25 protein-coding genes are annotated in these 24,822 nt (G+C 53.1%); 6 read left to right on the top strand and 19 right to left on the bottom strand.

From position 1 onward, the window contains the following. Positions 1-57: 57 nt before the first annotated feature. The gene (locus ACJJIP_RS00145) at positions 58-579 is read right to left on the bottom strand and encodes a peroxiredoxin (RefSeq protein WP_020414126.1); all 522 of its coding nucleotides are present in this window, start codon (positions 577-579) and stop codon (positions 58-60) included. 166 nt (positions 580-745) lie between these two features. On the opposite strand from ACJJIP_RS00145, the gene ACJJIP_RS00150 reads away from it, so the two are divergent. After that, on the top strand, positions 746-1,561 hold the full coding sequence (locus ACJJIP_RS00150; protein ID WP_020414127.1) for a bestrophin-like domain: 816 nt from the start codon (positions 746-748) through the stop codon (positions 1,559-1,561). Positions 1,562-1,577: 16 nt separating this feature from the next. On the opposite strand, the gene ACJJIP_RS00155 is transcribed toward ACJJIP_RS00150, so the two are convergent. The 10 genes from ACJJIP_RS00155 to ACJJIP_RS00200 form a co-directional block, all read right to left on the bottom strand. After that, positions 1,578-2,657 (bottom strand): AI-2E family transporter, encoded by a 1,080-nt coding sequence (locus ACJJIP_RS00155; RefSeq protein WP_020414128.1) that lies wholly within the window; start codon positions 2,655-2,657, stop codon positions 1,578-1,580. A gap of 81 nt (positions 2,658-2,738) precedes the next feature. Then, positions 2,739-3,440: a D-Ala-D-Ala carboxypeptidase family metallohydrolase gene (locus tag ACJJIP_RS00160; RefSeq protein ID WP_020414129.1), complete on the bottom strand. Its 702-nt coding sequence runs from the start codon at positions 3,438-3,440 to the stop codon at positions 2,739-2,741. A gap of 15 nt (positions 3,441-3,455) precedes the next feature. Then, a complete protein-coding gene (locus ACJJIP_RS00165; protein WP_020414130.1) occupies positions 3,456-4,136 on the bottom strand; it encodes a hypothetical protein in 681 nt (226 codons plus the stop codon). 226 nt (positions 4,137-4,362) lie between these two features. Further along, positions 4,363-5,910 (bottom strand): phosphoenolpyruvate carboxykinase, encoded by a 1,548-nt coding sequence (locus ACJJIP_RS00170; RefSeq protein WP_020414131.1) that lies wholly within the window; start codon positions 5,908-5,910, stop codon positions 4,363-4,365. 291 nt (positions 5,911-6,201) lie between these two features. Then, positions 6,202-7,080 carry an Hsp33 family molecular chaperone HslO gene (gene hslO / locus ACJJIP_RS00175; protein WP_353375481.1) on the bottom strand — a complete coding sequence of 293 codons (879 nt, stop codon included), beginning with the start codon at positions 7,078-7,080 and terminating at the stop codon, positions 6,202-6,204. Positions 7,081-7,206: 126 nt separating this feature from the next. Continuing rightward, positions 7,207-7,659 carry a DUF4124 domain-containing protein gene (locus tag ACJJIP_RS00180; protein WP_157533564.1) on the bottom strand — a complete coding sequence of 151 codons (453 nt, stop codon included), beginning with the start codon at positions 7,657-7,659 and terminating at the stop codon, positions 7,207-7,209. A gap of 27 nt (positions 7,660-7,686) precedes the next feature. Further along, entirely contained in the window at positions 7,687-9,180 is a 1,494-nt protein-coding gene (locus ACJJIP_RS00185) for a S1C family serine protease (protein ID WP_020414134.1), read from the bottom strand. 85 nt (positions 9,181-9,265) lie between these two features. Next, a complete protein-coding gene (locus tag ACJJIP_RS00190) occupies positions 9,266-9,643 on the bottom strand; it encodes an Hsp15 family ribosome-associated heat shock protein (protein WP_020414135.1) in 378 nt (125 codons plus the stop codon). Between the two features lie 41 nt (positions 9,644-9,684). Continuing rightward, the gene (yrfG, locus tag ACJJIP_RS00195; RefSeq protein WP_444945983.1) at positions 9,685-10,368 is read right to left on the bottom strand and encodes a GMP/IMP nucleotidase; all 684 of its coding nucleotides are present in this window, start codon (positions 10,366-10,368) and stop codon (positions 9,685-9,687) included. Between the two features lie 80 nt (positions 10,369-10,448). Further along, complete coding sequence (locus ACJJIP_RS00200; RefSeq protein WP_444945984.1) at positions 10,449-11,111, bottom strand: lysoplasmalogenase; 663 nt, start codon at positions 11,109-11,111, stop codon at positions 10,449-10,451. Between the two features lie 198 nt (positions 11,112-11,309). Between ACJJIP_RS00200 and cysK the strand changes: the two genes are divergently transcribed. The 5 genes from cysK to ACJJIP_RS00225 all read left to right on the top strand — a co-directional run bounded on the left by cysK (position 11,310) and on the right by ACJJIP_RS00225 (position 14,662). Continuing rightward, positions 11,310-12,227: a cysteine synthase A gene (gene cysK / locus ACJJIP_RS00205; protein ID WP_020414138.1), complete on the top strand. Its 918-nt coding sequence runs from the start codon at positions 11,310-11,312 to the stop codon at positions 12,225-12,227. 41 nt (positions 12,228-12,268) lie between these two features. Further along, the gene (cysQ, locus tag ACJJIP_RS00210; RefSeq protein ID WP_444945985.1) at positions 12,269-13,108 is read left to right on the top strand and encodes a 3'(2'),5'-bisphosphate nucleotidase CysQ; all 840 of its coding nucleotides are present in this window, start codon (positions 12,269-12,271) and stop codon (positions 13,106-13,108) included. Between the two features lie 82 nt (positions 13,109-13,190). Further along, entirely contained in the window at positions 13,191-13,394 is a 204-nt protein-coding gene (locus ACJJIP_RS00215; RefSeq protein WP_444945986.1) for a hypothetical protein, read from the top strand. A 332-nt stretch (positions 13,395-13,726) separates the two neighbouring features. Continuing rightward, positions 13,727-13,984: a type II toxin-antitoxin system HicB family antitoxin gene (locus ACJJIP_RS00220; RefSeq protein ID WP_020414141.1), complete on the top strand. Its 258-nt coding sequence runs from the start codon at positions 13,727-13,729 to the stop codon at positions 13,982-13,984. Positions 13,985-14,032: 48 nt separating this feature from the next. Beyond that, positions 14,033-14,662 carry an outer membrane beta-barrel protein gene (locus ACJJIP_RS00225; RefSeq protein WP_245556707.1) on the top strand — a complete coding sequence of 210 codons (630 nt, stop codon included), beginning with the start codon at positions 14,033-14,035 and terminating at the stop codon, positions 14,660-14,662. A gap of 150 nt (positions 14,663-14,812) precedes the next feature. Here the strand turns inward: ACJJIP_RS00225 and ACJJIP_RS00230 are convergent, their stop codons facing one another. From ACJJIP_RS00230 to ACJJIP_RS00265, 8 genes are all read right to left on the bottom strand, one after another. Beyond that, complete coding sequence (locus ACJJIP_RS00230; RefSeq protein WP_444945987.1) at positions 14,813-17,005, bottom strand: TonB-dependent copper receptor; 2,193 nt, start codon at positions 17,003-17,005, stop codon at positions 14,813-14,815. Positions 17,006-17,224: 219 nt separating this feature from the next. After that, positions 17,225-17,683, bottom strand: coding sequence for a hypothetical protein (locus tag ACJJIP_RS00235; protein ID WP_157533568.1), 459 nt, complete (start codon positions 17,681-17,683; stop codon positions 17,225-17,227). A 166-nt stretch (positions 17,684-17,849) separates the two neighbouring features. Further along, positions 17,850-18,467, bottom strand: coding sequence for a 2OG-Fe(II) oxygenase (locus ACJJIP_RS00240; protein WP_020414145.1), 618 nt, complete (start codon positions 18,465-18,467; stop codon positions 17,850-17,852). 111 nt (positions 18,468-18,578) lie between these two features. Beyond that, entirely contained in the window at positions 18,579-19,976 is a 1,398-nt protein-coding gene (locus tag ACJJIP_RS00245) for a DUF58 domain-containing protein (protein ID WP_444945988.1), read from the bottom strand. Further along, the gene (locus ACJJIP_RS00250) at positions 19,973-20,977 is read right to left on the bottom strand and encodes an AAA family ATPase (RefSeq protein ID WP_020414147.1); all 1,005 of its coding nucleotides are present in this window, start codon (positions 20,975-20,977) and stop codon (positions 19,973-19,975) included. Before ACJJIP_RS00250 ends, ACJJIP_RS00245 begins: the two co-directional genes overlap by 4 nt. Continuing rightward, on the bottom strand, positions 20,974-22,293 hold the full coding sequence (locus ACJJIP_RS00255) for a DUF4350 domain-containing protein (protein WP_353375488.1): 1,320 nt from the start codon (positions 22,291-22,293) through the stop codon (positions 20,974-20,976). Before ACJJIP_RS00255 ends, ACJJIP_RS00250 begins: the two co-directional genes overlap by 4 nt. After that, complete coding sequence (locus tag ACJJIP_RS00260) at positions 22,283-23,860, bottom strand: DUF4129 domain-containing protein (RefSeq protein WP_444945989.1); 1,578 nt, start codon at positions 23,858-23,860, stop codon at positions 22,283-22,285. Before ACJJIP_RS00260 ends, ACJJIP_RS00255 begins: the two co-directional genes overlap by 11 nt. Then, positions 23,850-24,821, bottom strand: a complete 972-nt coding sequence (locus ACJJIP_RS00265; RefSeq protein ID WP_353375490.1) for a stage II sporulation protein M — start codon at positions 24,819-24,821, stop codon at positions 23,850-23,852. The genes ACJJIP_RS00260 and ACJJIP_RS00265 overlap by 11 nt, the downstream gene beginning before the upstream one ends. Between the last annotated feature and the right edge of the window lies 1 nt (position 24,822).

The following is a 24,822-nucleotide window of genomic DNA, read 5'->3' on the forward strand; positions in this document are numbered from 1 at the left end:
TAAGTTGAGTCGGATAAATCTGGCCCTGAGTGCTTCGGGCCAGATTTATTAATATTTTTAGGGCTCACTCTTTTCTATGCCTAGTTTGGCCAGGTTTCTGGCAATATCCTCTGCACTGGTGGCAGGGTTAACGTCTTTATCAATTTTCAGGACTTTCCCATCCTTACCGATATAGACAGTAATACGCCGGGCAATATTGATCATTGGAACTAGCACACCGTAAGCCTTGGCGACTTCACCTGAAGGATCGCTCAGGAGAGGGAAGTCGGCTTCATTGTGCTTAGCGAAGCGTGTGTTTTCATCAATATCATCGGTGCTTGCCATAAAGTAGGCAGCATTGAACTTGCGAATCTTGTGTCCATTTTTTGCCAGTGATTTGCACTCTATCGTGCAGCCCTTGGTAAAGGCACGTGGATACCAGGCGATTACTACTGCATTTCTATTTTTGTGTTCAGCGAGTCTGTGTGTATTGCCGTCTGATCCTTGAAGAGAGAAGTCCGGTGCTCTGTCACCAACCTCAAGGGCCATCAATGGCAGGCTGATCAGCGTAGTTAAAACCAGGGTAATCCAGTATTTCATAGTATGTTTGCTCTCGGATATGTTGCGCCTATGCTACCGCTGCCATATGGTACAAACTAGTAGGTTCATTATAAATACGCCACTTCTTTAGCCCTGCAGAGAGCCTGGAAAAACTGGCCAGTGATACCCCGCTGGGCCAGACTTTCCTCAGTCTGTGGGGACTCTTATGCACTCGGGTAATATTTTCTATTTGCTGCCATTGCCCCTGATATATCTGATTACAGTGGCACTGGTTCTCTGCGCTTTGGCGTTAGGGGTATTCTGGGGGCATAGGCGCCAGAGAAGAGAGAGCGTTGCTGGTGAGTCGTCGATTGGCAGTGCTGTTGCGGCAACGCTTGGTTTGGTGGCATTTGTTTTAGCGTTTACCTTCAATATGACCGCGGACCGCTTTAATGAGCGCAAGGCTCTGTTGTTGCAGGAGGTTAATACTATCCTGGCGGCCTACCTGAATGCGGACTTTCTTGAGAAAACGAAACGTGAGCGCGCCCGTGGATTGCTTGCGGAATATGTGGATCTGCGTGATTTTGATCCCTCTACACCGGTAAGCTCTGCTGATATCAAACGCAGTGAGGAAATTCAGCGGCAGCTGTGGCAACTGGTACAGAGCCATATTGCCCAGGGTTACAATGCGGATTACCTGCGCCAATTTTCCGATCCGGTAAACACCCTGATGGACTTGCATCGCGCAAGGGTGGTGGTGGGCCTGCAGTATCGTATTCCCGCCCCCCTGTGGCTGGCGCTGTACTTTATGACAATACTGGCCATGCTGGCGATTGGTTACCAGCTGGGGATCAGCCGCGGTGGTTCGGTGCAGGTGGTACTGGCACTGGCTCTCACTTTTGCCACGGTGATTTTGCTGATCGCCGATTTAGACAGGGCCAACCAGGGGGTGTTACTGGTTGACCAGGCGCCGATGAGTGATCTCAACCAGCGCCTGAAAGCGCTACGTCAAAGGGAGTCTCAGGCTCCCACAGAGCGTTAAAGAGTCCAGGTGAGTTTTACTCGCTATCAGGTCTGGGTGGCATCAGCATATCTTCCGGGTGCACAAACTCCCGCATAAAAATTTCCCAAAAGGCGATGAACAGCGCGGCGAGTAGCGGGCCTATGGCAAAGCCGCTGACACCAAACATAAACAGGCCGCCCACAGTGGAAAACAGCACCAGATAGTCTGGCAGCTTGGTATCCCGCCCAACTAAAATCGGGCGCAGTATATTGTCTACCAGGCTGATCACAGTAAATCCGTAGGCGAGCAATATAGTGGCTTTAATGGGTTCCCCTACCCCGTATAGGTAAATGGATGCGGGGAACCAGATCAATGCTGCACCTACTGCTGGTAGCAGTGATAACAGTGTCATCAGGACCCCCCACAAAAGCGGTGCAGGTAGGTCTAGGACCCAGAAAATAATACCGCCCAGGGTGCCTTGGGTAATGGCGACCACCAGGTTGCCCTTGATGGTTGCACGGGTGACCTCGGCAAACTTGGCCAGAAGCAGGTGCTCGCGCTCATCGCCGAGGGGAAGCGCGTGTATTATCAGGTTAACTAGCCGCTCACCATCGCGGATTAAAAAGAAGGTGAGATAGAGCATCAGACCCAGCATGACAAAAAAGTTAACAGTGTTTTGGCCCACCTCGATAGCATTTCTGGCGACAAAGCTGCCCGCATTCATTACTCCGCCGAGTAGGCGCTGCTTGGCCTCCTCAATGTCCACTCCTATGCTCTCAAGCATATCGTTGACCCGTGGGAAGGCGCTGCGCACCTGTTCCAGAGATTTGGAAATATCAATCTCACCGTTTTGTACTTTGTGATAAAGCGTTACCGCCTCATTGATAAAAGAAGTGGCCACCACCAGTACCGGTATCACCAGCAGCACAATACACATGAACAGGGTCAGCAGCGCCATGGAATTGGGCGAGTTTGGAAAACGCTGCATCAGAAGGCGGTATACCGGGTAAAAGATCAGGGCGATGGCACAAGCCCAGAAAATCGGTGTGAAAAAAGGTTTTACAAGTAGCAGGAAGGCTACTGAAACCAATAGAAGTGAAAGGATAAACGAGCGCCTTTCCAATTTTTCCTGCACGGGAACTTCCTCTGCTTCTGCAAAAGCCCTGTGGTATCGGGCGCCTTACTTGCGCTCTATCTAAGCAGAAGCAAGAGGGATTTACCAGCGCCTGTAACCGCAGGTGTCCACATGAAAGCGAATACCTTTATAGATGCCCAGGCCCATATTCCACTGTTGGCCGTTGTACTTATGGATATTCTTCAGTACCGGTACCAGTTGCTCGCGAGAGAACTTTTTCTGCGGAACTATATCCAGTCCACAAAAGTGCAGGTGCTTGCTGCCCCTGGAGCCGCCGGCCTTACTGTTATAGCTGGTGGTGCGCCAACCGGAGACTACGGTGACGGGGCCGATAATTGGAACGATTTCACGCTGCACTGCCCGCAGGGTGTATACCATGGTTCCCCAGTTTCCTACCGGGGGAATGGCAAATGGCGGTTCATCCAGATCCTGCCAATCGCTGCCTTGGCGCAACAATTCAAACGGGGGCACAACCTGGTCTACCTGATTAATGCGCAGGAAATCTTTCAGCTTGGAAAACAGGATATTGTTGTCTTCCTGTTTAAGAAAGCGGCTGAAGAGCCGCTCAGATGCCGCTGGATACCCCTGAATATCATAAATATCGGGGATTTCTGGTAATGGTAGTAAATCGATGGGGCTGATTAAACGCTCGCCGAGCTCCCGTGTTTTCTCTGAAGTAAAAAGTAATACGGTAATAATGGCTGCGATGAGAATGGCAGCAAGCAGCAGTAATCGGCGACGCGGGCTATTGGTTTCGGTAGCTTTGTTGTCTTGAATATCCATGGGCATCTCCGCCAATTACCAGATGCGATAGCCGCAGGTGTCGATATGGAAGCGCACTCCATCGCTGAGGCCGAGGCCGAAATTGCTCTCCGGGCCGAGGCGCGCGTGAAGGGCGCGCAATTCCTCCACTAGCTCCCGGTGACTGATATTCGATTTGGGGATCAGGTCCAGGGCACAAAAGTCTCGATGATGGGCCTTGTCACTGTGTTCCAGCTTGCGGTTATAAGCGTCACTGCGAAATCCTGCGACCACATCTACAGAGCCAATTAGAGGAATGATCTGATCCCGCAGTAGTGTCAAAGTTTTGACTATGTTGTGCCACTCGCTTTGGGGTGGAATAGCAAAAGGAGGTTCTCTCAATTCTATCCATCCGCCGCCCTGGCGTAGCAAGCTACTTACCGGGACAACATTTGCTATACCCCGGCTCGCCAGGTAGCGACTGAGAGCCTGTACCCGTTCCCGGTTGTCGCCGTAGCGCAGGAATCCATCAAAATTATCTGCGCTGGCAACACGATGGCCCCTTATCTCCACATAGGGCTTATCCAGGGACTTTTGGTAGAGAAAAAGCCACAGTATCAGCAATATTGAAGCCAGCAGCAGTGTCAGGAATACAACCACCACCCGGTTAACCCTGCGACCGGGCGGCCGGTATGGGTACAGTATGTTGAAACGTATCAAAAATTTGTCAGCGGACATGAGCTGAGACTTCTGCTCCTGGAGCTGTACTGCGAAGCGGGGCTTCGATCCGCAGGCGCCCAAATCGTCGGCGTTTGTTTAAACACTATAGCCGCAAAATTCGGCGGGGCAGTTGCGTAGGGTGGGCTGAACTGTGCATAAAAAAGCCCCGAGGCCTTGCGGCCTTGGGGCTTTTTAGACTCCTCAGCGATTTGATATCGTTGTGGAGTGTTCTGGGAAGTGGAACTTAGGCCTTGGGACCGGCGTTCTTCACTTCATCGTTCACATTGAATTTCTCAATGTTTTCGGCAAAAAGTTTGGCCAGCTTGCCGGCCTGGTCGTCGTAGGCTGCCTTGTCATCCCAGGCTTCGCGTGGGTTCAGGTAGGCTTTGTCTACACCCGGTACTTCCAAAGGAATGTCCAGGTTCAGGGTTTCCAGGTGCTCGGTGGCGGTGCCTTGTAGCGCGCCGTTCTGGATAGCGGCAACTACTGCGCGGGTTACTGGGATCGGGAAACGTTTGCCATTATTGCCTGAACCACCAGTCCAGCCAGTATTGACCAGGTAAACCTTGGAGCCGAAGTCCTCGATGCGCTTCATCAGCAGGTCGGCGTACTCGCGAGGAGCGCGCGGCATAAAAGGTGCGCCGAAGCAGGTGGAGAAGGTCGGGTGAATACCGGCTTCTGCACCTAGCTCGGTAGAGCCCACGCGCGCGGTGTAACCAGATAGGAAGTGGTATGCCGCAGCCTCTTTGGAGAGGATGGATACCGGGGGCAATACACCGGATACGTCACAGGTGAGGAAGATTACATTTTTCGGCTCTCCGGCGCGGTTCTCCAGCTGGCGCATTTCCACGTGTTCCAGTGGGTAGGAGCAGCGGCCATTTTCGGTGAGGCTGGTGTCGCAGTAGTCAGCAGTGCCGTGTTCGTTGGTTACCACGTTCTCAACGATGGCCCCGAAACGAATGGCATCCCAGATTACCGGCTCATTCTTCTGGCTCAGGTCGATGGTTTTCGCGTAGCAACCACCTTCCATATTGAATACTGCACCCTTGGTCCAGCCGTGCTCATCGTCGCCAATCAGGTAGCGTTCCGGGTCGGCGGATAGGGTGGTCTTACCGGTGCCGGACAGGCCAAAGAACAGGCAGGTGTCGCCGTCTTCACCAACGTTGGCAGCGCAGTGCATGGGCATTACGTCTTTTTCCGGCAGGAGGAAGTTCTGAACGGAGAACATTGCCTTCTTCATTTCACCGGCGTAGCGCATGCCAGCCAGCAGAACTTTGCGCTGGCCAAAGTTGATAATTACACAGCCCTCAGAGTTGGTGCCGTCGCGCTCAGGCTCACACACGAAGTTCGGTGCGTGCAGGATGCGCCATTCTTCCTTGCCCTTGGGGTTGTACTTCTCAGCGCGGATAAACATGTTGCGGCCGAACAGGTTGTGCCACGCGGTCTGGGTGGTTACGACAACCGGCAGGTAGTGATCTTCGTCCTGGCCAACATGGAGCTGTTGCACGAAGCTGTCACCACCGGAGACAAATGCCTCTACACGGTCCCACAGGGCATCGAATTTATCCTGCGGAAAGGGGCGGTTCACATTGCCCCAGGCGATGCTGTCGGCGGTGGAGGGCTCTTCCACAACGAAGCGGTCCGCTGGGGAACGGCCGGTACGGGCGCCGGTTTCAGTGACCAGCGCGCCTGTGTCAGATAATTTGCCCTCGCCGCGCGTAAGAGCCTGCTCTACCAATTGTGCTGGCGATAGGTTCTTGAAAACCAGCGCGGTGTCGTCGATCTGTGCCATTCGTCGATTACCCGTGAATGTTGGATAGTAAAAATATTAGGGCTGCCCAAGTATTAGGCAGCCAGGCAAAATTTGGGGGGCGCATTATGGCAAAATTCAAAATAAGCGGATAGCAAAGACGGTCATTTTTTACTCTTTGACAGCGCTGTCACCATAAATTTAGCAATCATTCATCAGTTTTATGTATGGGTTATTCTTGTAGAATTTGTTTTGTGAATAATGGTGGTGCTAATAACCCTATTTTGTAGATAGTAATTGGCGGGGGATGGAGCCCCCGCCCGGGCAGCCCACTCAGTGCAGAGTGTGGGGGGGGGCGTTTAGAAGGGATTCAATCTGGTCGCGATCGAAGCGGTATTGGGCATTGCAAAACTGACAATCTGAAACAATCTCGCCGTTCTGCTCATCCAATAGTTTGAAAACGTCCTCGGCACCCAGGGACATCAATGCCCTCGCGCTGCGCTCCCGTGAACAGCTGCACTTGAAGCGGATGCTGTCGGTACCCAGGGTGGCCGGCTCCAACTGATGAAACAGGCGGTGAATCAGTTCCTCGTGGGGAACTGTAAACAGCTCTTTATCAGTTACCGTATCGGCAAGGTGCAGAGCGGTTTCCCAGGCATCGCGGTTTTCCTCTGCACTAGCGGCATTATTGCCTGGCAACACCTGCAGCATAATGCCGCCAACACTGCTGCCATCGCATTCCAGCCAGAAGCGGGTATCCAGTTGTTCCGACTGGGTAAAGTAGTCTTCCAGGCACCCAGCCAGGTTCTCTTTTTCCATGGGCACTACGCCCTGGTAGCGTTCACCCCGTTTAGGTTCCAGAGTAATAGCGAGCGCGCCGCGGCTGCCGATCATTTGGCCCAGGGTTGCGTCATCGTCAATCTGTGCATCTTCGGCCACTCGGGCGATACCCCGCAAGTCGCTGTGGTGGGTACATTCAGCCATGATCAAAGGTAAATCCCCTTCTCCACGGGCTTGTATGCTGAGTACACCATCGAATTTAAGAGTGGTTGAAAGCAGGCAGGCTGCGGCCAGGAATTCACCCAGCAGACGCGCTACCGGTGCCGGTAGGGGGTTGTGCTCCAGCACTTCGCGATAGGATTCAGTTAGGGTCACCATCTGCCCGCGAATATCGTGTTTGGAGAAGATAAAGCGTTCCAGCTGATCGGACATAGATCGAGTGCCTCGGTGTTTAAACCGCGGGATTTTAGAGGTGGATATCCCTAAATGGTAGCTGGCCTGGGCAATTATGGCGCCGGTACAGGGAATACCGGCTGAATGCGATAGCCTGAAAAGTGCTCAGCCACAACGACTGGCGATCTGGCGCTGGAGCTTTTTGGCCATTTCCTGGCGCTCGAGCCCCGTAACGTGTACTTCTTTACCATTTTTGTCAATAAAGGCAACTCGTCCGTTGAGGGTCGCCAGGCGCTGGCGCGCCTTGGCGCAAAGCTGCTCCATTTCCTGCTGGCGGGCTTGCTGTTCCTTCTGTTGGCGCTGTTCGTACTCCCGGTCAATACTGGCTGAACTGGGGTTGAACAGACTTTCCCGTTTCCGTGTGGCTTCGGCTGAGTTGATGGGCCCCAGTTTACCGGAGATATTCTCGGCCTTGCCCGCTGCGGGGGCACGGTCACTGAAGTGCACTCGCCCATCCTCATCTACCCAGCGGTAGAGTTCTGCAGAGCTCACAGCGGCAGCTATTAGCATGCCGCCGAGCCAGACAGTAAATAGAAAGGTTCCTCTTAGCGGCTTCACTGTATCTCCCTGGCCCAGGTAAGGGCCTTATTTTTCTTTATTGGCCAGCTGGCTGAACAGCCCTTGCGAGTGTCGCTGGGGGATATGATAGGTCTGTAGGATCAGCGGCTCTTGTTCCTGGGCCTCTGCGGCATCCAGTACCATGCGGTAGCCGGAGCGATCTCGCAGCTCCACGAAGTCGGATTTATTGGTTTCCATTAATTGGGCGAATTCGTCGAAGTCAGCGACGCTGTGACCATTCACCGAGTCAATAATCCAGTTCTTCCAGTCGTGGTAACCCAAATTGACATTAGCGGGCAGTACCTTAAGGGCTACCACCAGCTCGCGACGGTTTTCCTCGCTCCATTGGTTGCGCGCATAAAGGTAATCAATAGGGGCCTTGGAGTGCCAGTTGTTCCCCCAGCGCTTGATCAAATTCATATTAAGGGGCACGAATACCACACCACCAAAAATGTAGTAGCGCGGCTGTTGGTCGAATTGCTCACTGAGTACCAGTGCACGGGAAGGGGGGGCAGCCGCCAGAGTCACTTGAGCGGTTTGCTCCTCGCCGTTTCGGGAAAAGCGCACAGGCAGTGCGTCTCCCACGTGGTGACGGTCTACGGCATAGTGGTAGTTGGTGCGCTGATTTTCACGCCACTCTACTGTGCGATCGGCGGCCACCTTGAAGCCATCCACTTCCAGCAGCACATCGCCAGGTTTCAACACTTCCGCCACCGGGGCATCACTGAATACCTTTACTACCATGGCGCCATCCTGATCTTCACTGAGACCGGCGGCTTTTTTCATGGAGGGGCTCTCGAGGCTTTGGGTAACTACTCCCAGCTCTGGAAAGCCCTGATGAACGCCATCTTTCGCATCTTCGAGCACATGGGCAATCACGCTTGGGGGTACGAAGTAGCCCAGGTTTTCGGCGCTTTGGTTGGTCTGCATGGCCACACCGACAATACGGCCATTGGAAATGACTGGACCGCCGCTATTGCCGGGGTTGATGGCGGCATCGATCTGGCCGGCCATCAGGTAACTTTCTGCGTGGGCGTAATACTGGTGCTCTACCCTGGATAGCACACCGCGGGTAATCGATAGGGATTTACCACCGATGGGATAACCATAGGCAGTCACTTCCTCCTGCAGATCTGGCAGCTTGCCCAGTGTTAGGGGGCGGGTATCGGTAAAGAAGCTTTCATCGTCCACTGTCAGCAGTGCAAGATCGGCGTCGTGGGAGACAAACTTTACTCGTGCGCGGAATTTCTTCGCATCCCCATGGCGCTGCACCTGGATAAAACTGCCATTGGCCACGACATGGGCGTTAGTGAGGATCTGTTGATCGCGGATAACTGCACCGGAACCGGATAGCTGCTTGGGGTTTAACAGGGCCCAGGGATTAAAGTAATCCGGGGCAGCGGCAGTGGTGTAAATCTTGATGATTGAGCGTTTTAGTTGTTCGTGTTCGCGGCTGTCTGCGGCAGCGGTCTGCATACCGAGCAGAAGCAGCAGGGAGATGGCGATCAGTCGTTTCATCATGGCTGTTTTCTATCGGGTTAAGTTGGGCCAGTGTAGCAGCTATAAAAAATGATGGCGGAATTTTCACCACATTGATTATTTGGGCCTACTTCTGCTCACGCAGGAAACGGTGAATCTGGCGGCGCTGCTTCTTATTGGGGCGTTCACGCTGGATACCCGCATTGGCTGCCTGGCGCTCGCTGCGCTCGCGTTCACGTCGGTCGATACTTTCATCGGTCTCGCGGTAAAGGGTGCGGGCGATGTCGGCGCTGCGACGCTGGTCGGATAGTGCGATAACTTCGACCTCAAGCTGGTCCCAGCCCTGGCGAATACTCAGGACGGCTCCAACGGAGACTTCCTTACTGGCTTTGACTCGCTGGCCATCGGCGTGCACCTTGCCCCCATCGATAGCTTGCTTGGCGATACTGCGGGTCTTGAAGAAACGTGCGGCCCAGAGCCACTTGTCGATACGTACTTTTTCCATTTAATCCGAAATTTTACTGAGTGCGTTGCCAGGGTGTTGCTTTATCCCTGGCCGGTATGAGTGGCGCCTGTCTCCAGGGCCATTATTTCATCGAAGTGATGGATGGCCGGGAAGTCGGTTACTTCCCGCCTGGGGCCCCGGCTATCCGGCTGGCGAATGCATAGCAGGTTGGCGATGCCATAATCCTGTGCCGCAGCCAACACACTTTGGTTGTCATCCACGAAGAGAGTGCGCTCGGGATCAAATCCCACCTCTTTGCGCAGGGCGTGCCAAAAGTGCTCGCTTTCCTTGGCATGTCCATAGTCATGGGAGGAAATAATATCGTCAAACCAGCGGCCGATTCCGGTGATCTCCAGCTTATGGTCGAGCCCCAGGCGGTGCGCATTGGTGACGAGGAAGGTGGGTTTTTGAAGCTGTTGCAGGCCCTGTAGGAAGGCCTCTGTGTGAGGGCGCAGGGCAATACGTCCTTCAATCTCACGCAGTATGGCCAGGATATCCAGCTGCAACGCTTCAGCCCAGAAGTCCAGGCAGTACCACTCGAGAGTGCCGCGGTGTGCATCGATCTCCTTCTCAAGCTTTAGCTGTGCCTGCTTTGGGTCCAGACCGTGTACCTGCGCATAGCGCTTTGGCAGATGGTCGAGCCAAAAGTGGTTATCGTAGTGCAAATCCAGCAGGGTGCCGTCCATATCCAGTAATACGGTATTGATACTTCGCCAGTCGAGCATGCGGCCTGTCTACCTCCTTATGGTGAGGGCGGGAAGCCAAAGTGTAGCTGGCTTGCGTCTCCTCCCAATGACAGGGCCTATTATGCCTGCGCCCGACGGACTCCGTACAGGATGGCAAGTTGCGCACTGTAATAGGTAAGCATGATTGCCGTATCGGCAAAGGGTAGCGGCGTGATGAACTTATTCAGGGCGATCAGTGTATCGGACAACAGAAAAACAAGTGCCCCAGTGAACAGCAGGCCAGAGTGCCCACGGTGAGCTGCGGCTGCGAGAGCCATAGCGACGATTGCAAGCAAATAAACCAATACCGCCGGCGCCAGCTCTCCCGTAGCTGGAAGAATCAGTTGTGCCAACAATACCGCTGCAAGGATTACTGGCACAATACGCAGCAGGCTGCGCCTGTTACGGAAGTTCGCAAAGCGCAGGAAGTTTGCGGCATAGACCAGTTGCGCTAATAAGAAAGCCCCAAGGCCAAAGACAAACTGATTATGAAAATCCATTTCCAGCAGCACATCGCCCAGGGCGGAAAAGGACAGGGCCACGAGGGTTAGACGGCGGGTGAGCCCACCCAGATGGCGCAGTGCCATGAGACCGAGTATCGCAATAGGCAGGGCTTTCAGCGAAGCCATCCACAGGCCCTGAACCCCTAAACCTTCTAGCAGCATAAAGAGGGCTGCGCAAAGGATGAATGTGGCCGGAGACAGATACTCTGACGGTGAGGTGGTAGTGGCATTGATGGTCATAGCGGTACTCTTTGAGATCTGTTTATTGTTATCCGATGTAATCCCCGGAGGGAATCTAACAGCTTTTCAGCAGTCTTGGATTTTTACCTGTGAAATCTCAGGATGCGCAGCATCTGGGTTAATATTCGCGAACTGACATTTATTGTCCCGGCAGGTTGGTTTGTATGCCGTGGACGTCATTAACGGAGAGCTTCATCGATGAAGGCAGCCAATATTCTGGAAACCATCGGCAATACCCCACATGTAAGAATTAACCATATGTTCCGCCCCGATATTGAGGTGTGGATGAAAGTGGAGCGCTTTAATCCGGGGAGCAGTATTAAGGATCGTATTGCCCTGGCGATGATTGAGGATGCAGAACGCCGCGGTATTTTGCAGCCTGGCGGCGTTATTATCGAACCCACTTCAGGCAATACCGGTATAGGTCTCGCGATGGTGGCAGCAGTAAAAGGGTATCGTCTGATCCTTACCATGCCTGAGTCCATGTCTTTGGAGCGCCGCCAGGTAATGAAAGCGATGGGGGCTGAGCTGGTCCTGACGCCCAAGGAGCAGGGTATGGGAGGCGCTATTGCCAAAGCTGAGGAGCTTTTATCCCAGCATCAACATAGCTGGATGCCACAGCAATTCCGCAACCGCGCAAATGCTCAGGTGCACAGGAGTACCACTGCGAAAGAAATCCTGGAAGACTTTCCCGAAGGTTTGGATTACCTGATTACCGGTGTTGGTACTGGTGGTCATATTACCGGTTGTGGTGAAGTCCTGAAGGAGAGTTTCCCCAAATTGCAGGTTTTTGCGGTCGAACCGGAAAAGTCACCGGTAATCAGCGGTGGCGAGAAAGGTTTACACCGCTTGCAGGGCATTGGCGCTGGTTTTATTCCGGAGGTGCTCAATACCGAAGTACTCGATGGCACTGTTCTCGTGAGTGAGGAAGACAGCTTTGAAATGGCGCGTCAATGTGCGGTGAAGGAAGGAATTTTCATTGGTATTTCTTCCGGCGCCAGCCTGGCCGCAGTGAAAAAGCGTGAGGGCGAGTTTGCTCCGGGTAGCCGGGTACTGGTGTTCAGTTACGATAGCGGGGAGCGCTACCTTTCAGTAAAAGATTTGTTTTCCGCCTGAAACCCTATTATGGCGGTCACTGAAAATAGGAAGTTTTTTTAATGAATAAGGCATTATTGGAGCAGGTGATTGAAAGCTGCAAACGCGCCGGTGAGGCGATTTTAGAGGTTTACCACAGCAATGCTGAACTGGAGATCGACACCAAGGCGGATGATTCACCGGTTACTGCAGCTGATCTCGCTGCGCACAAAATACTGGCCCCGGCATTGGCAGGGCTGATCGAGGGTGTGCCAGTACTATCTGAAGAACAGGAAATGCCTTCTTTTGCAGAGCGCAGCCAATGGCAACGTTACTGGATTGTCGACCCTCTGGATGGCACCAAAGAGTTTATTCGCCGTACTGGAGAATTCACGGTAAATGTGGCTTTAATTGAAAATGGTGAGCCAATTCTGGGGGTGGTGCACGTGCCGGTTTTGGAAATTACCTATGCCGGTTGCAAGGATTCGGGAGCCTTCAAACGCACCGAGTCGGGCGAATCAGAAATCCATGTACGGCCGCTGAAACCGCGCCTGGATGCTGGTGAGGCAGTTGAACTGGTTGCCAGTCGCAGCCATGGTGCTGGCGCCGTGGATCAGTTAGTGGAGCGTATAGAGGCCAAGCTGGGAACAGTGGCTTGCAAAAATATGGGCAGCTCCCTGAAATTGTGCCTAGTGGCAGAGGGCGCAGCGGACCTCTATCCGCGTCTGGCTCCAACTTGTGAGTGGGATACCGCAGCGGCGCAGGCTGTAGTTGAGGCCGCTGGTGGCACTGTGATTGACGAGCAATTTCAGCTTTTGCGCTACAACAGCAAGGACTCCCTGCTTAACCCGTTCTTTTATGTCATTGGAGATAAATCTTTTGACTGGCAGGAACTACTCGCGAGTGAATCCTCGGTGAACTAATCTTGCTTTGCCCCGCGTTTCTGTAGCGGGGCGCTTCCAGAATATTTATGCGTAAGTGCGCAATTTCAAAAAGGCCGTCATCATGTCCAACCAGGTGAAATCGGCGGTTAGCCAAATTAATGATATACGCTGTCTACGACGGCAACTGGAGCAGGAAATTGATTGGTTACAGCGTCGCTCAGAAACACTTGAGGATGGATTTTCTGAAACTCAGGGTTTACTGAAACGAACCTACAATGGCATGGTTTTTTTCCGCCGAGCCTTACTGGGGCGTATGCCCCGTTGAATATTACGTTGATTTCAAACTGCTAAAATCCCCTTAGTGACATATTTGCACTTTCGACCGGGCAATATTTATCAATAGTTTCCCCTTTATAAACTCCCTTGGTAGTCATAAAAAAGTACTGGATAGATTTCTGGAAATCTTGTTTTATTTTTCCTGTAAGGGGTTTCATGGAGGCTTGATAGTGGAATTATTTCCTTAGTCCTCTCAGTTTTTGTACGGAAAAACAGCCAGAAATTTTTCTGAAAAAATCGTTGATTTCTATTACCAAAAAAACTCCATGCAATAGAAACCCGTCTACGCTTTGGAAAGTTAATGCATAAGAGTAATTTCCAATGCGCTATCCGGTTGTGCTTCACAATATTGAATACGCCGGCTTTGGTGCCATAGCGCCAGACCTTCCGCATTGTCATTGCTATGCCGAAACTCTTGATGGCGCTTTGCAGAAAATGGCGGAGACTATCTTTCAGCGCCTTGAGGAGCTGCGTCGAGCAGGAGAACCGGTGCCCAAGCCTCAGGAGATGGACAGTCTGAAGGAAAACCCGGCTTTTGCCGGTGGCATTTGGGCCATTATTGATGTCGAAAGTGCATAGATTTTTACTATGCGCTTGTATCGGGGATGCCTTACAAGGATGGTGGTAATGAGAGTGGTTCTGTGTTTTCTATCCATGCTGCTTGCCCCTTTAGCCAGTGCGGTAGAGTGGAACAACCCCTTCGATGGAATTGAATCTGGGGAGTACCGGGTTATTGGCACCTTGGGACTGGGCTCTGGAGAGCTGCAACTCAATAGTGACAGGGATTTCTTTGGATATGCCAGCGTTGGTATTACTCCGGCAGTGGGGGTATGGCAGGTAGAACTACGTGCCTCACGCTTCGATGATAACCATGTGGATATCAGCCAAATTGGGCTTAATTTTAAGATTGATTTCACCCTGAACTGCTATGTGCAATGCCTCTATTGGATGGCGGGCTGGAATTATGCAGATATTGATCTAAATGATGTGCGCAAATATGGTTACTGGTATCACCATGAAGACAAATGGCACTTTGGGGATCGGTATGATGAATGGTATTACGATGGTTATTATTATCATGTCATCGATGCCAGTGGCAGTGATACCTTCTGGAATCTAGGGGTTGGTTACCGTTTTATGTGGACCCAGGATTTTGATACTTCACTGGAGTACAACTATAACGATATTGGTTCTGTTTACAGAGTAAATTTAGGACACCTGCGCACGTTGACTTTGAACTTTTCCTATCGTTTTTAAAACAATAAATTTATTCGTTTTTGCAATACCTTATCAATAACTTAATGCCGGCTGCTATTTTCCTCTTTTCCACCTGTATTAAGTCGTAATCATGTGACTGGCTTTGCAAACATCAGGTAGAGAGATGGGGCTCACAAGGAGCCCCGAATCTCAGATTCGATAAACTGCCTTTAGCCAAAAAGTACGACCAGGCTCATTTACCCTTGATATCTGTGGAAAGTTGGGAATTTCTGCACCGGCACGGCTGACATGCTCCGCGTAGGTTTCGTCCAGTAGGTTGTCGATACCGGTAGTGATCAGCAAACTGTTACCGGGCCGCCATCCTGCATTAATAGAGAGAACATCGGCAGAATCCGTTGTGCCAAAATCCTGGCCGATAATATTGCCTTTGCCGATATCCACGCGATCCTGACTGGATATGGCCCGCCACAATACGCCAGCAGACCATTGGGGCTGCTCATAATGCAGGCCCAGGCGGGTTTCCAATGGTGGAAGTTGGGCCAGGGTGGTTTTGTCTGTGTCGTTGGCGCCGCGTACAGATGTAAGGGTTAACTCCGTGCGCCAGTTTTCACTCAGCTGGTAACTGGCATCCAGCTCCAGCCCCCAGGTGCGGGCTTGCACATTACGGACTACAGCAGTGGTACGGATATCTGTGCTTTCCCCCATGTCCATATCACTACTCATAGAAGTCATGTCACCCATCCCCATGGGTACAGCTGCTTTCTGATAATCGTTTTGGACCAGTAGATAATCTCGAATGTCACTGGTGAAGGTAGATATACTGGCGGATAGCTTTTCGCTACGATAAATATATCCGATATCCAATTGGGTGGTTTTTTCCGAATTAATATCGAGCGCACTGTAGGAGTTTTCTCCTTCTCGGGCGAATATTTCCCAGTAATCCGGGAAACGCTCACTGTATCCGAGTCCGGCATAAAGAGTGGTAGAACTGTTGGGGGCACTCGGCAGCGCCAATTCGTAGCGTATAAAACCGCTACGTAGCTGCTCGGAGCGACTCTCTCCAGCGGTCGGGTTATCTACTTTGGACATCATAGAGACCGAGATGGTCTCTCGTAGATCTTTCACCTCCCAATCATCCAGTCTGGCACCGGCGATCCAGCGTTGATCGGGAGCAAACTGCCAACTGGCTTCGGAAAAAATGCCCAGCTGGGAAAATTCCGCATCCGCATCCCAGTTGAGTTGGCGGTAATCGAGCCTCGCCTGGTTCATGCTCATACGACCACGGTGACGGTTTTTCCACATGTCCAGCCCAGTAGCCAGTTCGATATTTTCTACAGGGGTAAGTTGTAGGCTTACTTTGCCTCCCAGTGTTTCGCTGTCTAAATTCATCGCGATGGGGTTAGCAGTCATTCCCGAGGGTTCACGCAGACTGTAATTATCCATTATGTGGTCGATATAGTTGTAATACACCTGCACTTCGACGGCATTCAACAGATCGCCGATATTACTGTGGCGGTATTTGGCTTTATAATTCTCACGCGCAAATTTACTGCCATCCACGCCACGGTCGGCATAGGCTGCCTCGGCATCGCTGAAAGCGCTGTCAAATTCCAGGCGGGTATCGTTATCAGGAGTCCAGGCAAGGTTTACCTTGCCGCTCCATCGCTCATAATTGGAATGCACTTTGTTACCATCGCCATCTTCATAATCGTCAGCAGAGGCTGAAGAGCTTGACCCACGTAGAGAGAACTGTGGAGTTTTATAGGCGATATCGAATAGCCCATCCTTTCTCTCAGCATTGCCGGCGAGCAGACTCGCGTGCATATCCCATTCATTTTTTGTGGGGCGTTCCTGCAATTGCTTGAACAGCACTACCCCCGCGGAGTTACCGGGACCGTGTAAGACAGTTTGTGGTCCCTTTACTACTTCGATTTCATCGAGACTCTCGGGAAATATATAAGCAGTAGGGGGGTCCATACGGCCAGGGCAGCCTCCCATCATGGATTCACCATCCAATAGCATCCCCAGTCTTGAGCCACCCATGCCGCGAAGCAATGGATCGCCACTGGTTCCGCCTTTGCGCACTACAGTAAATCCGGGAATGGTTTTCAGATAATCGGCACCATCATTAGCAGGTAATGGCTGACGCGGTTTTTTCGGATCTGTCACCAGGTTTAAGGGCAGCTCAGTTTTTACCCCAGTAACAACCATCTGCTCCATTTCCTCACCCTTGCTCTCAGTTGTCTCACTGGCAAACAGACTGCTTGGGTAGGCACAACTGGCAAAAATCGCAAGTGCGAGCGGAGTAGGCAGGTGAAATCCATCGGATAATTTCTCTGCAGTTTTTTTCTTGAGAGGCTTGGTTTTAATCACTTTTTGCATTCTGATCTATCCATCATTTGCCTGCATCGTGAGCACAGGCATTGGCGCACCCATTTTTCAGGTGAGTGCGGGTTTCTCCCTGCTGGCAAATAGGGCCAGCTGGAGCTCCTTTTCCTCTGAGGCTATATGTGCGGACGCAGGTCAAAGCCACATACTGACAAGCAGTGGTTATGAATTACGGAGCCTCAGAAAATTACGACATAAACAGTCGAAAAATATTTAAATAATGGATGGCCGGGGAGGGGCACGAATAAGGGGTAAAGTGTAGGCGACGGCAGAAACTAAGTTGAAGCCGGGGGTTGAAGTGCGAGGTGTTTGCCCTTCAGAAAATAAATCCAAGTCTGCTACTGGGACACTGGCAACAGTAGCAGCGGCGGAAAAATTACAGTGATTGTCGGCAAACGAATGCGCGGTCAACGCATCGTGATTATGGCCACTACTGTGTTCAGCCTGGTGATTGTGATGGTGCTCAAGGGTAGGTGGGGTAGCCAGCGCATTTAAAAGCAAGGCGCTGCGACTATCTCCATGGCACAGGCCATAGGGCGTACCAGCTGCAAAAGCAGCTGGCATAAATCCAGCCGGTACCAAGCCGCGAACGCTGAGAAATACCAATAAAAGCAACAACGTCTGCCATCGGGACAGGCGCGGACAGCTTTGAAGGGTGCGCTTACGGCTCATAAATAGCGGATCTGTGATTTGCCGGGATCTATTTTAGTTTCCCGGTGCCAAGTGGCAACAGGTTTTCCTGCTGGAGAGGAAAATTCCATCACCGGATAAATAATGTTATCGCCGTTTTTATCCTTTGACTTGATATTTATCAGTTCATAAAAATGTTTTTGCTAAATTAGCGAAATATGGATTTCAATTTTGCACTGATTCCATGGAAAAACTGGTGCTTGTTTTTTGCTCTATCGCCGGTAAGGAAGTTGATTTGGATTGACTGCCGCTTGCCCTCATAGCTTGGGTAGCCGTGCCAGCAATTGTCTGTCACCTTGAAAGCCAGTAGAGAACCCGGGCCAGGGATCAGCTCATCGGTATAGTCCTCCATATCATCCCCATTGCGTAGAATACGCAGTCGCCCGGTGGGCGATGGCCATTCCTCGTTAAGGTAAATAAGCACAGTAATTAATTTACTCTTCGAATCTGTATGAATCCGTCCGTCCTTTGCTCGGGAATATCCTCGCAGGGTTGCCATCATGGGTTTATCAGAAAGATCCAGATCGAACTTTTCCCCAAGTATTTTTCGTATCTTGGCGCTGTCGAACTGTTGGATAAAATGGCGCAGGCGATCCGAGGCCTCCACATCTGCGATATTGAAGCTACCGCCCTTTTGTAATGATGGGAACTCTTTGATAAGAGCAGTAGCATCGTCAGAGGCCAGAGATCGCTCCAGGTAGAAATGAGGATAAGGGGAGGTTTTTACCTCTGCGCGGTCGAGTTGGTCGATAGTGAGCCGGGACATGTTTGTGTTACGCTCCCTGCGTTTGGGAATTGTTGTTTTTAGTACATCGCTATTATCCCTTAACTGGCGCTACTTGTCTCAGGCCGGAAAATTTCCCCAAAGGGTTACCGATTAGATTTTGCCGCTACGCTTAAGGCACCAATAGGCTTCCACCAAGGCTTGGTGGAGAAGCTCCGGGCGTGAATCTACAACCAGTACATTGCAGGCCTGTAACTGTTGAAGCAGGTGAGCGCGTCGGTGCAAGAAATCCTGTGCAGCGGCCCCTTTTATAGCTCCGGAAAAGTCTTCGATAGGTTTTTGGGCAAGGCGGTCCACAGCGGTTTCCCTTAAACTTGCCACCATCACAAGGTGATTACGGGTGAGAAGCCGCACTGCGGCAAGTAGCTCCACACTGTCTTCATCGCGCAAGTTGGTGATCAGGATAACCAGTGAGCGACGCTTGTGTTTGGTCAGGAGCTGTTGGGCTGCGCCGCTGTAGTCGGCACTACCGGTTCCGGAGTGCAGATCGTAGACATTATTCAGCAGCAGATTGATCGCGTTTTCCCCTTTGACTGGTGGCAGCTGCCCCCCAGAGCTGTCTTGGCCTGCGGCGAAGGCGTGCAGACCAACAGCATCTCCCTGCTTAATTGCCACATAGGCGGACAATAATAAACCGTTCAATGCGTGGTCGAAATGACTCAGCCCCCCGTCTTTGGCGCGCATACGTCGACCGCAGTCGAGCATATAGATAATTTCCTGGTCGCGCTCGTCCTGATATTCGCGACTGATCAACTTGCGCAGGCGTGAGCTGGCCCGCCAATCCACCTGGCGTTGGCTGTCACCCTGGCGGTATTCACGCAATTGGCGAAAGTCCATGCCCTCTCCACGGCGCTGTTGCTGGTGCAAACCGAGCATACGCAGGGTCTGCTCTGTGGAAAGGGCCTGCAATGAGGAGATACCGAGAAAGTTGGGGTAAACCTTTACTGACTGCTCTCGACCCAGCCATAGTCGGGTTTGCCACAGGCCCCAAGGGGAATCAGCGAGGATCTCTATCCGACCGAAATTGGCACTACCACGGCGATGCGGTACCAGGGAGTATTCAACAGAGACCTCCTGTTCCGGCTGTAACTTTGCCCTCCGCGGTAGACCAGTAGTTGCCAGTTGTTGTGGCACGCTGTCACAGACGGAGAGTTGTAAAGTACGCGGGCCGTTGTTGCGCAATTTCAAGCGTGCGCTGTTGCGCACGCCAAGGGCCAGGTTATTTGGCAGCCGGCGTTCGCCCTCAAGCCCGGTGATTCTGCGGCCGGTAAGGAAGTCCAAAAGTGCAGCACCGATCAGCAGGGTCCCGCCTGTCCACCAAGCTGTCTCGATAAGTGCCACTGCTGCGGGTATCCAGATGCGCGCAATACTGATCACCAGAGCGGCCAGGCACCAGTAACTGAGGAGTTTCACCAGGCGTTGGCTGGGTCCCGGATGACCATGCTGAATTGGGGCAGTTTGTGCCTCTGTGGCGGCAGCACTTTGGGTCACAGCCGAGGCGCCTCGACACTATCGACAATCTGCGTCAGGGCGCTGTCAGCGGTTTCACCATCGATCTCCATATCCGGGGATAAGCTGACACGGTGGCGCATTACCGGAATTGCCATCGCCTTGATATCGTCGGGCAGAACGAACTCGCGTCCCTGCAACAGGGCGCTGGCGCGGGCCGCTTGTAACAAGCCAATGCTCGCTCTTGGGCCCGCTGGGCTGCGCAGCTGGGTGGCCTCCCGTGTGGCACGAACCAACCGCACTGCATAGTCCAGTACTTGCTGGTCCAAGGCTATCTGGGGGACCAGTGTTTGTAGTTGCTGCAGCTGCTCGATGGTTATTTCACCGGTCGGCTTTTCCTGCAGGCGCTGTTCTATACGCCCACTACTGGCAGCAGCAGCCAGTCGCAGCTCCGCCTCCAGGCTGGGGTAATCGATCAGGACCTTGAGCAGAAAACGGTCGAGTTCCGCCTCTGGCAGAGGGTAGGTGCCCTCCTGCTCGATAGGGTTCTGTGTGGCGAGCACCATAAAGGGGCTGGGGACAGGCAGCGCTGTGCCGTCGATAGTGACCTGTTTCTCCTGCATCACCTCGAGCAGAGCCGCCTGGGTTTTGGCCGGCGCGCGGTTGATTTCGTCTGCCAGCAGCAGATTGGTGAAGACCGGGCCGCGGCGCACTTCGAAGCGACTCTCGCCCATGTTGTACATGGCGTGGCCGGTGACGTCCGCTGGCATCAGGTCTGGGGTGAACTGAATACGGCGGAAACTGCCGCCAAAACAGTTGGCCAGGGTACGTACCAATAGGGTTTTACCGAGGCCGGGCACGCCCTCCAACAGTACATGGCCGGAAGCCAGCAGGGCCACCAATACCTGGTCAACGACTTGTTCCTGGCCAATCAGCAGGCGATTGATATTGTTGCGCAGTAACTGCAGTTGGGCTGAGGCGGCCTGCCAGTCAGGCGTGTCGCGGTGGGTTTGCTGTTCTGGTTGAAGGGTAGTATCGCTCATAGGGCTGCCTCGATTCGCTGCAGATTGCGCATTTGTTCAGTAAAAATTTCTTCGCTGGTAGCCGGTGAGCCCCACAAGCTGGCGATGATTTTGTGTTCGCTTAGGTCCGTAGCGGCACTGAGTCTCACAGCCAGTTTGTGCCGGTCCGTGGAATCGGCATCAGTGGCCCTTAGGAGGCGTAAAAGTTCAGCGCGCCGACCGCGCAATAGCTGTTCGCAGCGATCATGGCGCCAGTAATAGTGGCCACAGGCAGAGATATGTTCCAGCAGGGACCGACGCGCGGTTTCCGGTGCCGGTTGCAGGGGGCCAAAGCGGCGCGCGCGCAATAACAGCCAACCGAGCAGGGCCAGGGCACCGGCGAGGAAAAACTCTGCGGCATACTTGCGCGCCAGGTAACTGAGAGAATCAAAGCGCGGGCGGGTCAGGAAGACAAATTCCCCATTACCTGCTAACAGTTGTAGGAAATAGGCGTGATCGAAGTGTCCTATACGGTGAGATTGCCAGATTTCGCTGTCAGTCAGCAGGGTAATAACTCCGCGGCCACGCTCGAATTGTATAAAGGGCACAGCCTCGTCGTCGCGCCACACCCTGGCCCAGAATACCGGTGCCCCCGCGACAGTATTGTCGTCCAGCCCTGGGTGATAGAGCAGGTGGCTGGCATTAAAATGCAATTGGATCTCGCCACTATTATCTGTGGGTAGATTGACCAGGTCTTCCGGCCCTACATCCGGATTGCGGGGTTTCTTTCCACTGGTCTCAGCTTTTTTCTCTTCTGGGAAATCGCCTTCGTCAATTCTGCGGTTGTATTCGCGCATGGCTTCGCCAGGGCTCTGTTCAGGGCTCAGCTCTGCGTCCTCTCCGAGCAGCTGTTGTAGAGGGTTGTCGAAGAAGTACTCCCCATGCCCCTCCATGATGGAGACATCCAATGCCTCCAGTAGCCAGTCGCGCTCCTCGCTGCGCTGCTCCTCAAAATCAAAACCCTCCGTGCGTGCCACTACAATGGCATGGCCGCCACTACTCACCCAATCCAGCAGCTCATCCACTCGTTGTGGGTTGTATACCTGGGATGAATCGGAGATAAATAGGGTGGCGTCCGGGGAGAGTTCATTCAATACGGAAATGTTTTCCGCCTGGCGAGGCTCCAATCCTAAAGCTGCCAGGTACTGCTCCGCTGCCAGGAACCAGTTGCGCCTCGCCTCCGGGGCCCAACCGCGGTCCCGCTCTTCGGTGTAGCGCTCAAAAAGCGTTAAAAACCCCCATACCATCAGCGCACAGAGTAGCAGTGGGATACCGATCAACAGACGTTTAACTGTCATTGCGGAATACCTCTTGCCATTCCTGGCACAATGCGCTCATCCGAGCATCGACCGGACTACGGTGGGCATAGGCCAGTTGCTGCCAATCGCTGGTGAGCTGTTGTACAAACTGGCTCAGTGGAGCCGTCACTGAAGGCAGGTCTTCCGCGGGCTCGCTCTGGCGCCGGTGTACCAGCTGGGCACATTCTGCTTCGGTGAGATGATCGCCAAAGTGAAACTGGAAATCCTCAATCAAGTGGGACAGGGTGGCTCGATACAGTAGACCGAGGCCAGCTCGCTGTTCCCCTGTCTGCCACAGGCGCAGCACTTCTGCGCACACATCGTCGGGCAGGCTCGACTGGCGTACATCGAGTCCGAACAGGGTTTCTGGCACGGCGGCTTTTGGCTTGGGTTTGCGCTGCCAGCGCAGATTCTTCAGGATGGTGTCGTGATGGCGCCAGCCCAGGTAGATCACCCCTGCGATTACACCAATCCATAACAGGATCTCGATGATACGGGCAATAGTAGGGCCCCAGCTGGAAGTGGAGGCATTGTCGTCATCAGGAGAGCGGTTTAACAACCACTCAATAAATTCAATCAGCCACTCGGGAATTTTCTGTTCCCTGCTTTCCCTCTCCTTCAGGCGCCAGCCACTGATCTCCTCCACCCGGTGAAAATCCTCGCCTGCGAGAATCTCATCGATGTGCTGTTGCGCTTGCTGAGGTGTCTCCAATGCGTCTGCCTTTATATCCGGTGCTGAAGCCAGGAAGCCGAAGGAGAGCGTAAAAACCAGGAGTAATGCGGCCGAGTTTCCGGTAATGCCGCGTTGACGCGGCCGATGTTCGCGCTGGTGGCGCTGAACCAAATCGCGGAACTGGATTTCAATATCCCAGCCCTCAAGTTCAATACGCCGGCCTATATAAAGACAGAAACCCGAGACGATGTAAAACGGAGCTACCGCTGCCATGATAAACAGGTAGAGCACGTTAGAGATCCACTCCAGCCCCAGAGTTTCGCCTCTAAATATCGGCTGCCAATTGATGTTGGCCGCTATCTGCTCGGGAATAAACAGGTAGATTAGGATAAATGCAGCCACCAGGAAGAACCCCTCCAGGTGGACACCAGTCAACGTCAGCCAGGTGGCGGCGCTGGAATGCTTGCGGTGCAACATGCTGATACGGGTGCTACGCGCTTTGCCACTGGATTGCTCTAATACGGTGACTGGCAGATCAAAAGAGCGGGTTGGGCTCAGGCGGCGCAGGGTAATCCAAAGCAGCCAGTCGTGACGGTTCTGCGTGAAAAACTGTTTGAGAGCGGCCGAGGCCGATATCGGTGAGCCGAATAGGGCGCGGCTGATCATAAACAAAGGCAGGCGATCGAAAACCGGTTTAAGCCACCACACAGCAAACATCGACCAACCGGGAGCACCGGGAAATAGCATTGCCAGTGCACCCATTAACAGGGCGGCCGGTAGCAGCCACACCAGGAATAAAGGCAGCCAATATTTTCTCGCCAGCGCCGTCCCCAGGTCGATGGATTCCCACTGAGACCGTAGGCGCGCCTGCACAGCCAGGTTTTTAACCTGCATTGTTTTCCTCCCTGCGCCCAGCCAGGGTGAAGTAAGCAAAAACCAGTAACCACAGCAGGCCGCCGACACCCAGCTTGATACTGATCGGAGTCGCCGTACTGGATGACCAAAAGGCCTCGAGGAAGGCGGCAATGACCAGCATCAAGAAGGTGCCATACATGATTTTCATTGCCTCGATACTGGCCAGGCGCAGGGCTACAGCACGACGGTGTTGCCCTGGGTCTACCAGCGATCGGCCGAGAAGCAGACCGGCGGCACCGGCCAGGACTATGGCGGTTAGTTCAAAGGCGCCGTGGCCGATCACAAAAGGATAAAAAGTGGAGACAAAGCCGACCCGCGTTATGTGGCCGAAAACCGCGCCGAGATAGACACCGTTGAAAACCAGGAAAAAAATGGAGCCGAGGCCGAACAGGATGCCACCGGCAAAAGTGCGGAAAGCAATACCGATATTGTTCTTGATATAAAAACCGAACATGGCCAGATCGGTGTCGGAGCCACGCTCGCGACCCAGCACGCGGTTGCCTGGATCGTACATGGACTCCAGGGATAACACGTCCCCCGGTGACATCACTGCATAAATCAGTGCGTCGTTATTGTAGGTGCCGATGCCCATTACCAGTGCTGGCAGCAGGAACAGGGCACTGGCCAGTGCTACGACTCGGCCGTTGGCGCGCACTGCCTGGGGGAAGCCCGACAGTAAGTAGTGCAGCCAGCCTTTGCGACGCAGGGTCTGCTGGCGGTAGACCTGGTGATGGGCTGCCATTACCAGCTGGTTGAGGTGGTCAATTAGACGGTTGGAGTATTGTCGCTCCTTGGCCACCGCCAGCTGTTGGCATAAATCGCGATAGGCTGCGGGTAGGTCCAGTGTGGCTGCATCAGTATTTTTGCCACTGCTTTTTAACCAGGTTTCCAATTGCACCCAGCTATCGCGATAGCGGTTTTCGAAGTCTCTCTGTCGCATA

The organism is Microbulbifer variabilis, from assembly GCF_052467165.1.

Excerpts from the sequence above, each read along its gene's own strand:
- ACJJIP_RS00160 (WP_020414129.1), bottom strand. The coding sequence starts at position 3,440 with ATGGATATTCAAGACAACAAAGCTACCGAAACCAATAGCCCGCGTCGC.
- ACJJIP_RS00145 (WP_020414126.1), bottom strand. The coding sequence starts at position 579 with ATGAAATACTGGATTACCCTGGTTTTAACTACGCTGATCAGCCTGCCA.
- ACJJIP_RS00190 (WP_020414135.1), bottom strand. The coding sequence starts at position 9,643 with ATGGAAAAAGTACGTATCGACAAGTGGCTCTGGGCCGCACGTTTCTTC.
- ACJJIP_RS00150 (WP_020414127.1), top strand. The coding sequence starts at position 746 with ATGCACTCGGGTAATATTTTCTATTTGCTGCCATTGCCCCTGATATAT.
- ACJJIP_RS00220 (WP_020414141.1), top strand. The coding sequence starts at position 13,727 with ATGCGCTATCCGGTTGTGCTTCACAATATTGAATACGCCGGCTTTGGT.
- ACJJIP_RS00215 (WP_444945986.1), top strand. The coding sequence starts at position 13,191 with ATGTCCAACCAGGTGAAATCGGCGGTTAGCCAAATTAATGATATACGC.
- ACJJIP_RS00165 (WP_020414130.1), bottom strand. The coding sequence starts at position 4,136 with ATGTCCGCTGACAAATTTTTGATACGTTTCAACATACTGTACCCATAC.
- ACJJIP_RS00235 (WP_157533568.1), bottom strand. The coding sequence starts at position 17,683 with ATGAGCCGTAAGCGCACCCTTCAAAGCTGTCCGCGCCTGTCCCGATGG.
- ACJJIP_RS00185 (WP_020414134.1), bottom strand. The coding sequence starts at position 9,180 with ATGATGAAACGACTGATCGCCATCTCCCTGCTGCTTCTGCTCGGTATG.
- ACJJIP_RS00265 (WP_353375490.1), bottom strand. The coding sequence starts at position 24,821 with ATGCGACAGAGAGACTTCGAAAACCGCTATCGCGATAGCTGGGTGCAA.
- ACJJIP_RS00170 (WP_020414131.1), bottom strand. The coding sequence starts at position 5,910 with ATGGCACAGATCGACGACACCGCGCTGGTTTTCAAGAACCTATCGCCA.
- ACJJIP_RS00260 (WP_444945989.1), bottom strand. The coding sequence starts at position 23,860 with ATGCAGGTTAAAAACCTGGCTGTGCAGGCGCGCCTACGGTCTCAGTGG.
- ACJJIP_RS00240 (WP_020414145.1), bottom strand. The coding sequence starts at position 18,467 with ATGTCCCGGCTCACTATCGACCAACTCGACCGCGCAGAGGTAAAAACC.
- ACJJIP_RS00250 (WP_020414147.1), bottom strand. The coding sequence starts at position 20,977 with ATGAGCGATACTACCCTTCAACCAGAACAGCAAACCCACCGCGACACG.
- yrfG (WP_444945983.1), bottom strand. The coding sequence starts at position 10,368 with ATGCTCGACTGGCGAAGTATCAATACCGTATTACTGGATATGGACGGC.
- hslO (WP_353375481.1), bottom strand. The coding sequence starts at position 7,080 with ATGTCCGATCAGCTGGAACGCTTTATCTTCTCCAAACACGATATTCGC.
- ACJJIP_RS00225 (WP_245556707.1), top strand. The coding sequence starts at position 14,033 with ATGAGAGTGGTTCTGTGTTTTCTATCCATGCTGCTTGCCCCTTTAGCC.
- ACJJIP_RS00230 (WP_444945987.1), bottom strand. The coding sequence starts at position 17,005 with ATGCAAAAAGTGATTAAAACCAAGCCTCTCAAGAAAAAAACTGCAGAG.
- ACJJIP_RS00200 (WP_444945984.1), bottom strand. The coding sequence starts at position 11,111 with ATGACCATCAATGCCACTACCACCTCACCGTCAGAGTATCTGTCTCCG.
- cysQ (WP_444945985.1), top strand. The coding sequence starts at position 12,269 with ATGAATAAGGCATTATTGGAGCAGGTGATTGAAAGCTGCAAACGCGCC.
- ACJJIP_RS00255 (WP_353375488.1), bottom strand. The coding sequence starts at position 22,293 with ATGACAGTTAAACGTCTGTTGATCGGTATCCCACTGCTACTCTGTGCG.
- cysK (WP_020414138.1), top strand. The coding sequence starts at position 11,310 with ATGAAGGCAGCCAATATTCTGGAAACCATCGGCAATACCCCACATGTA.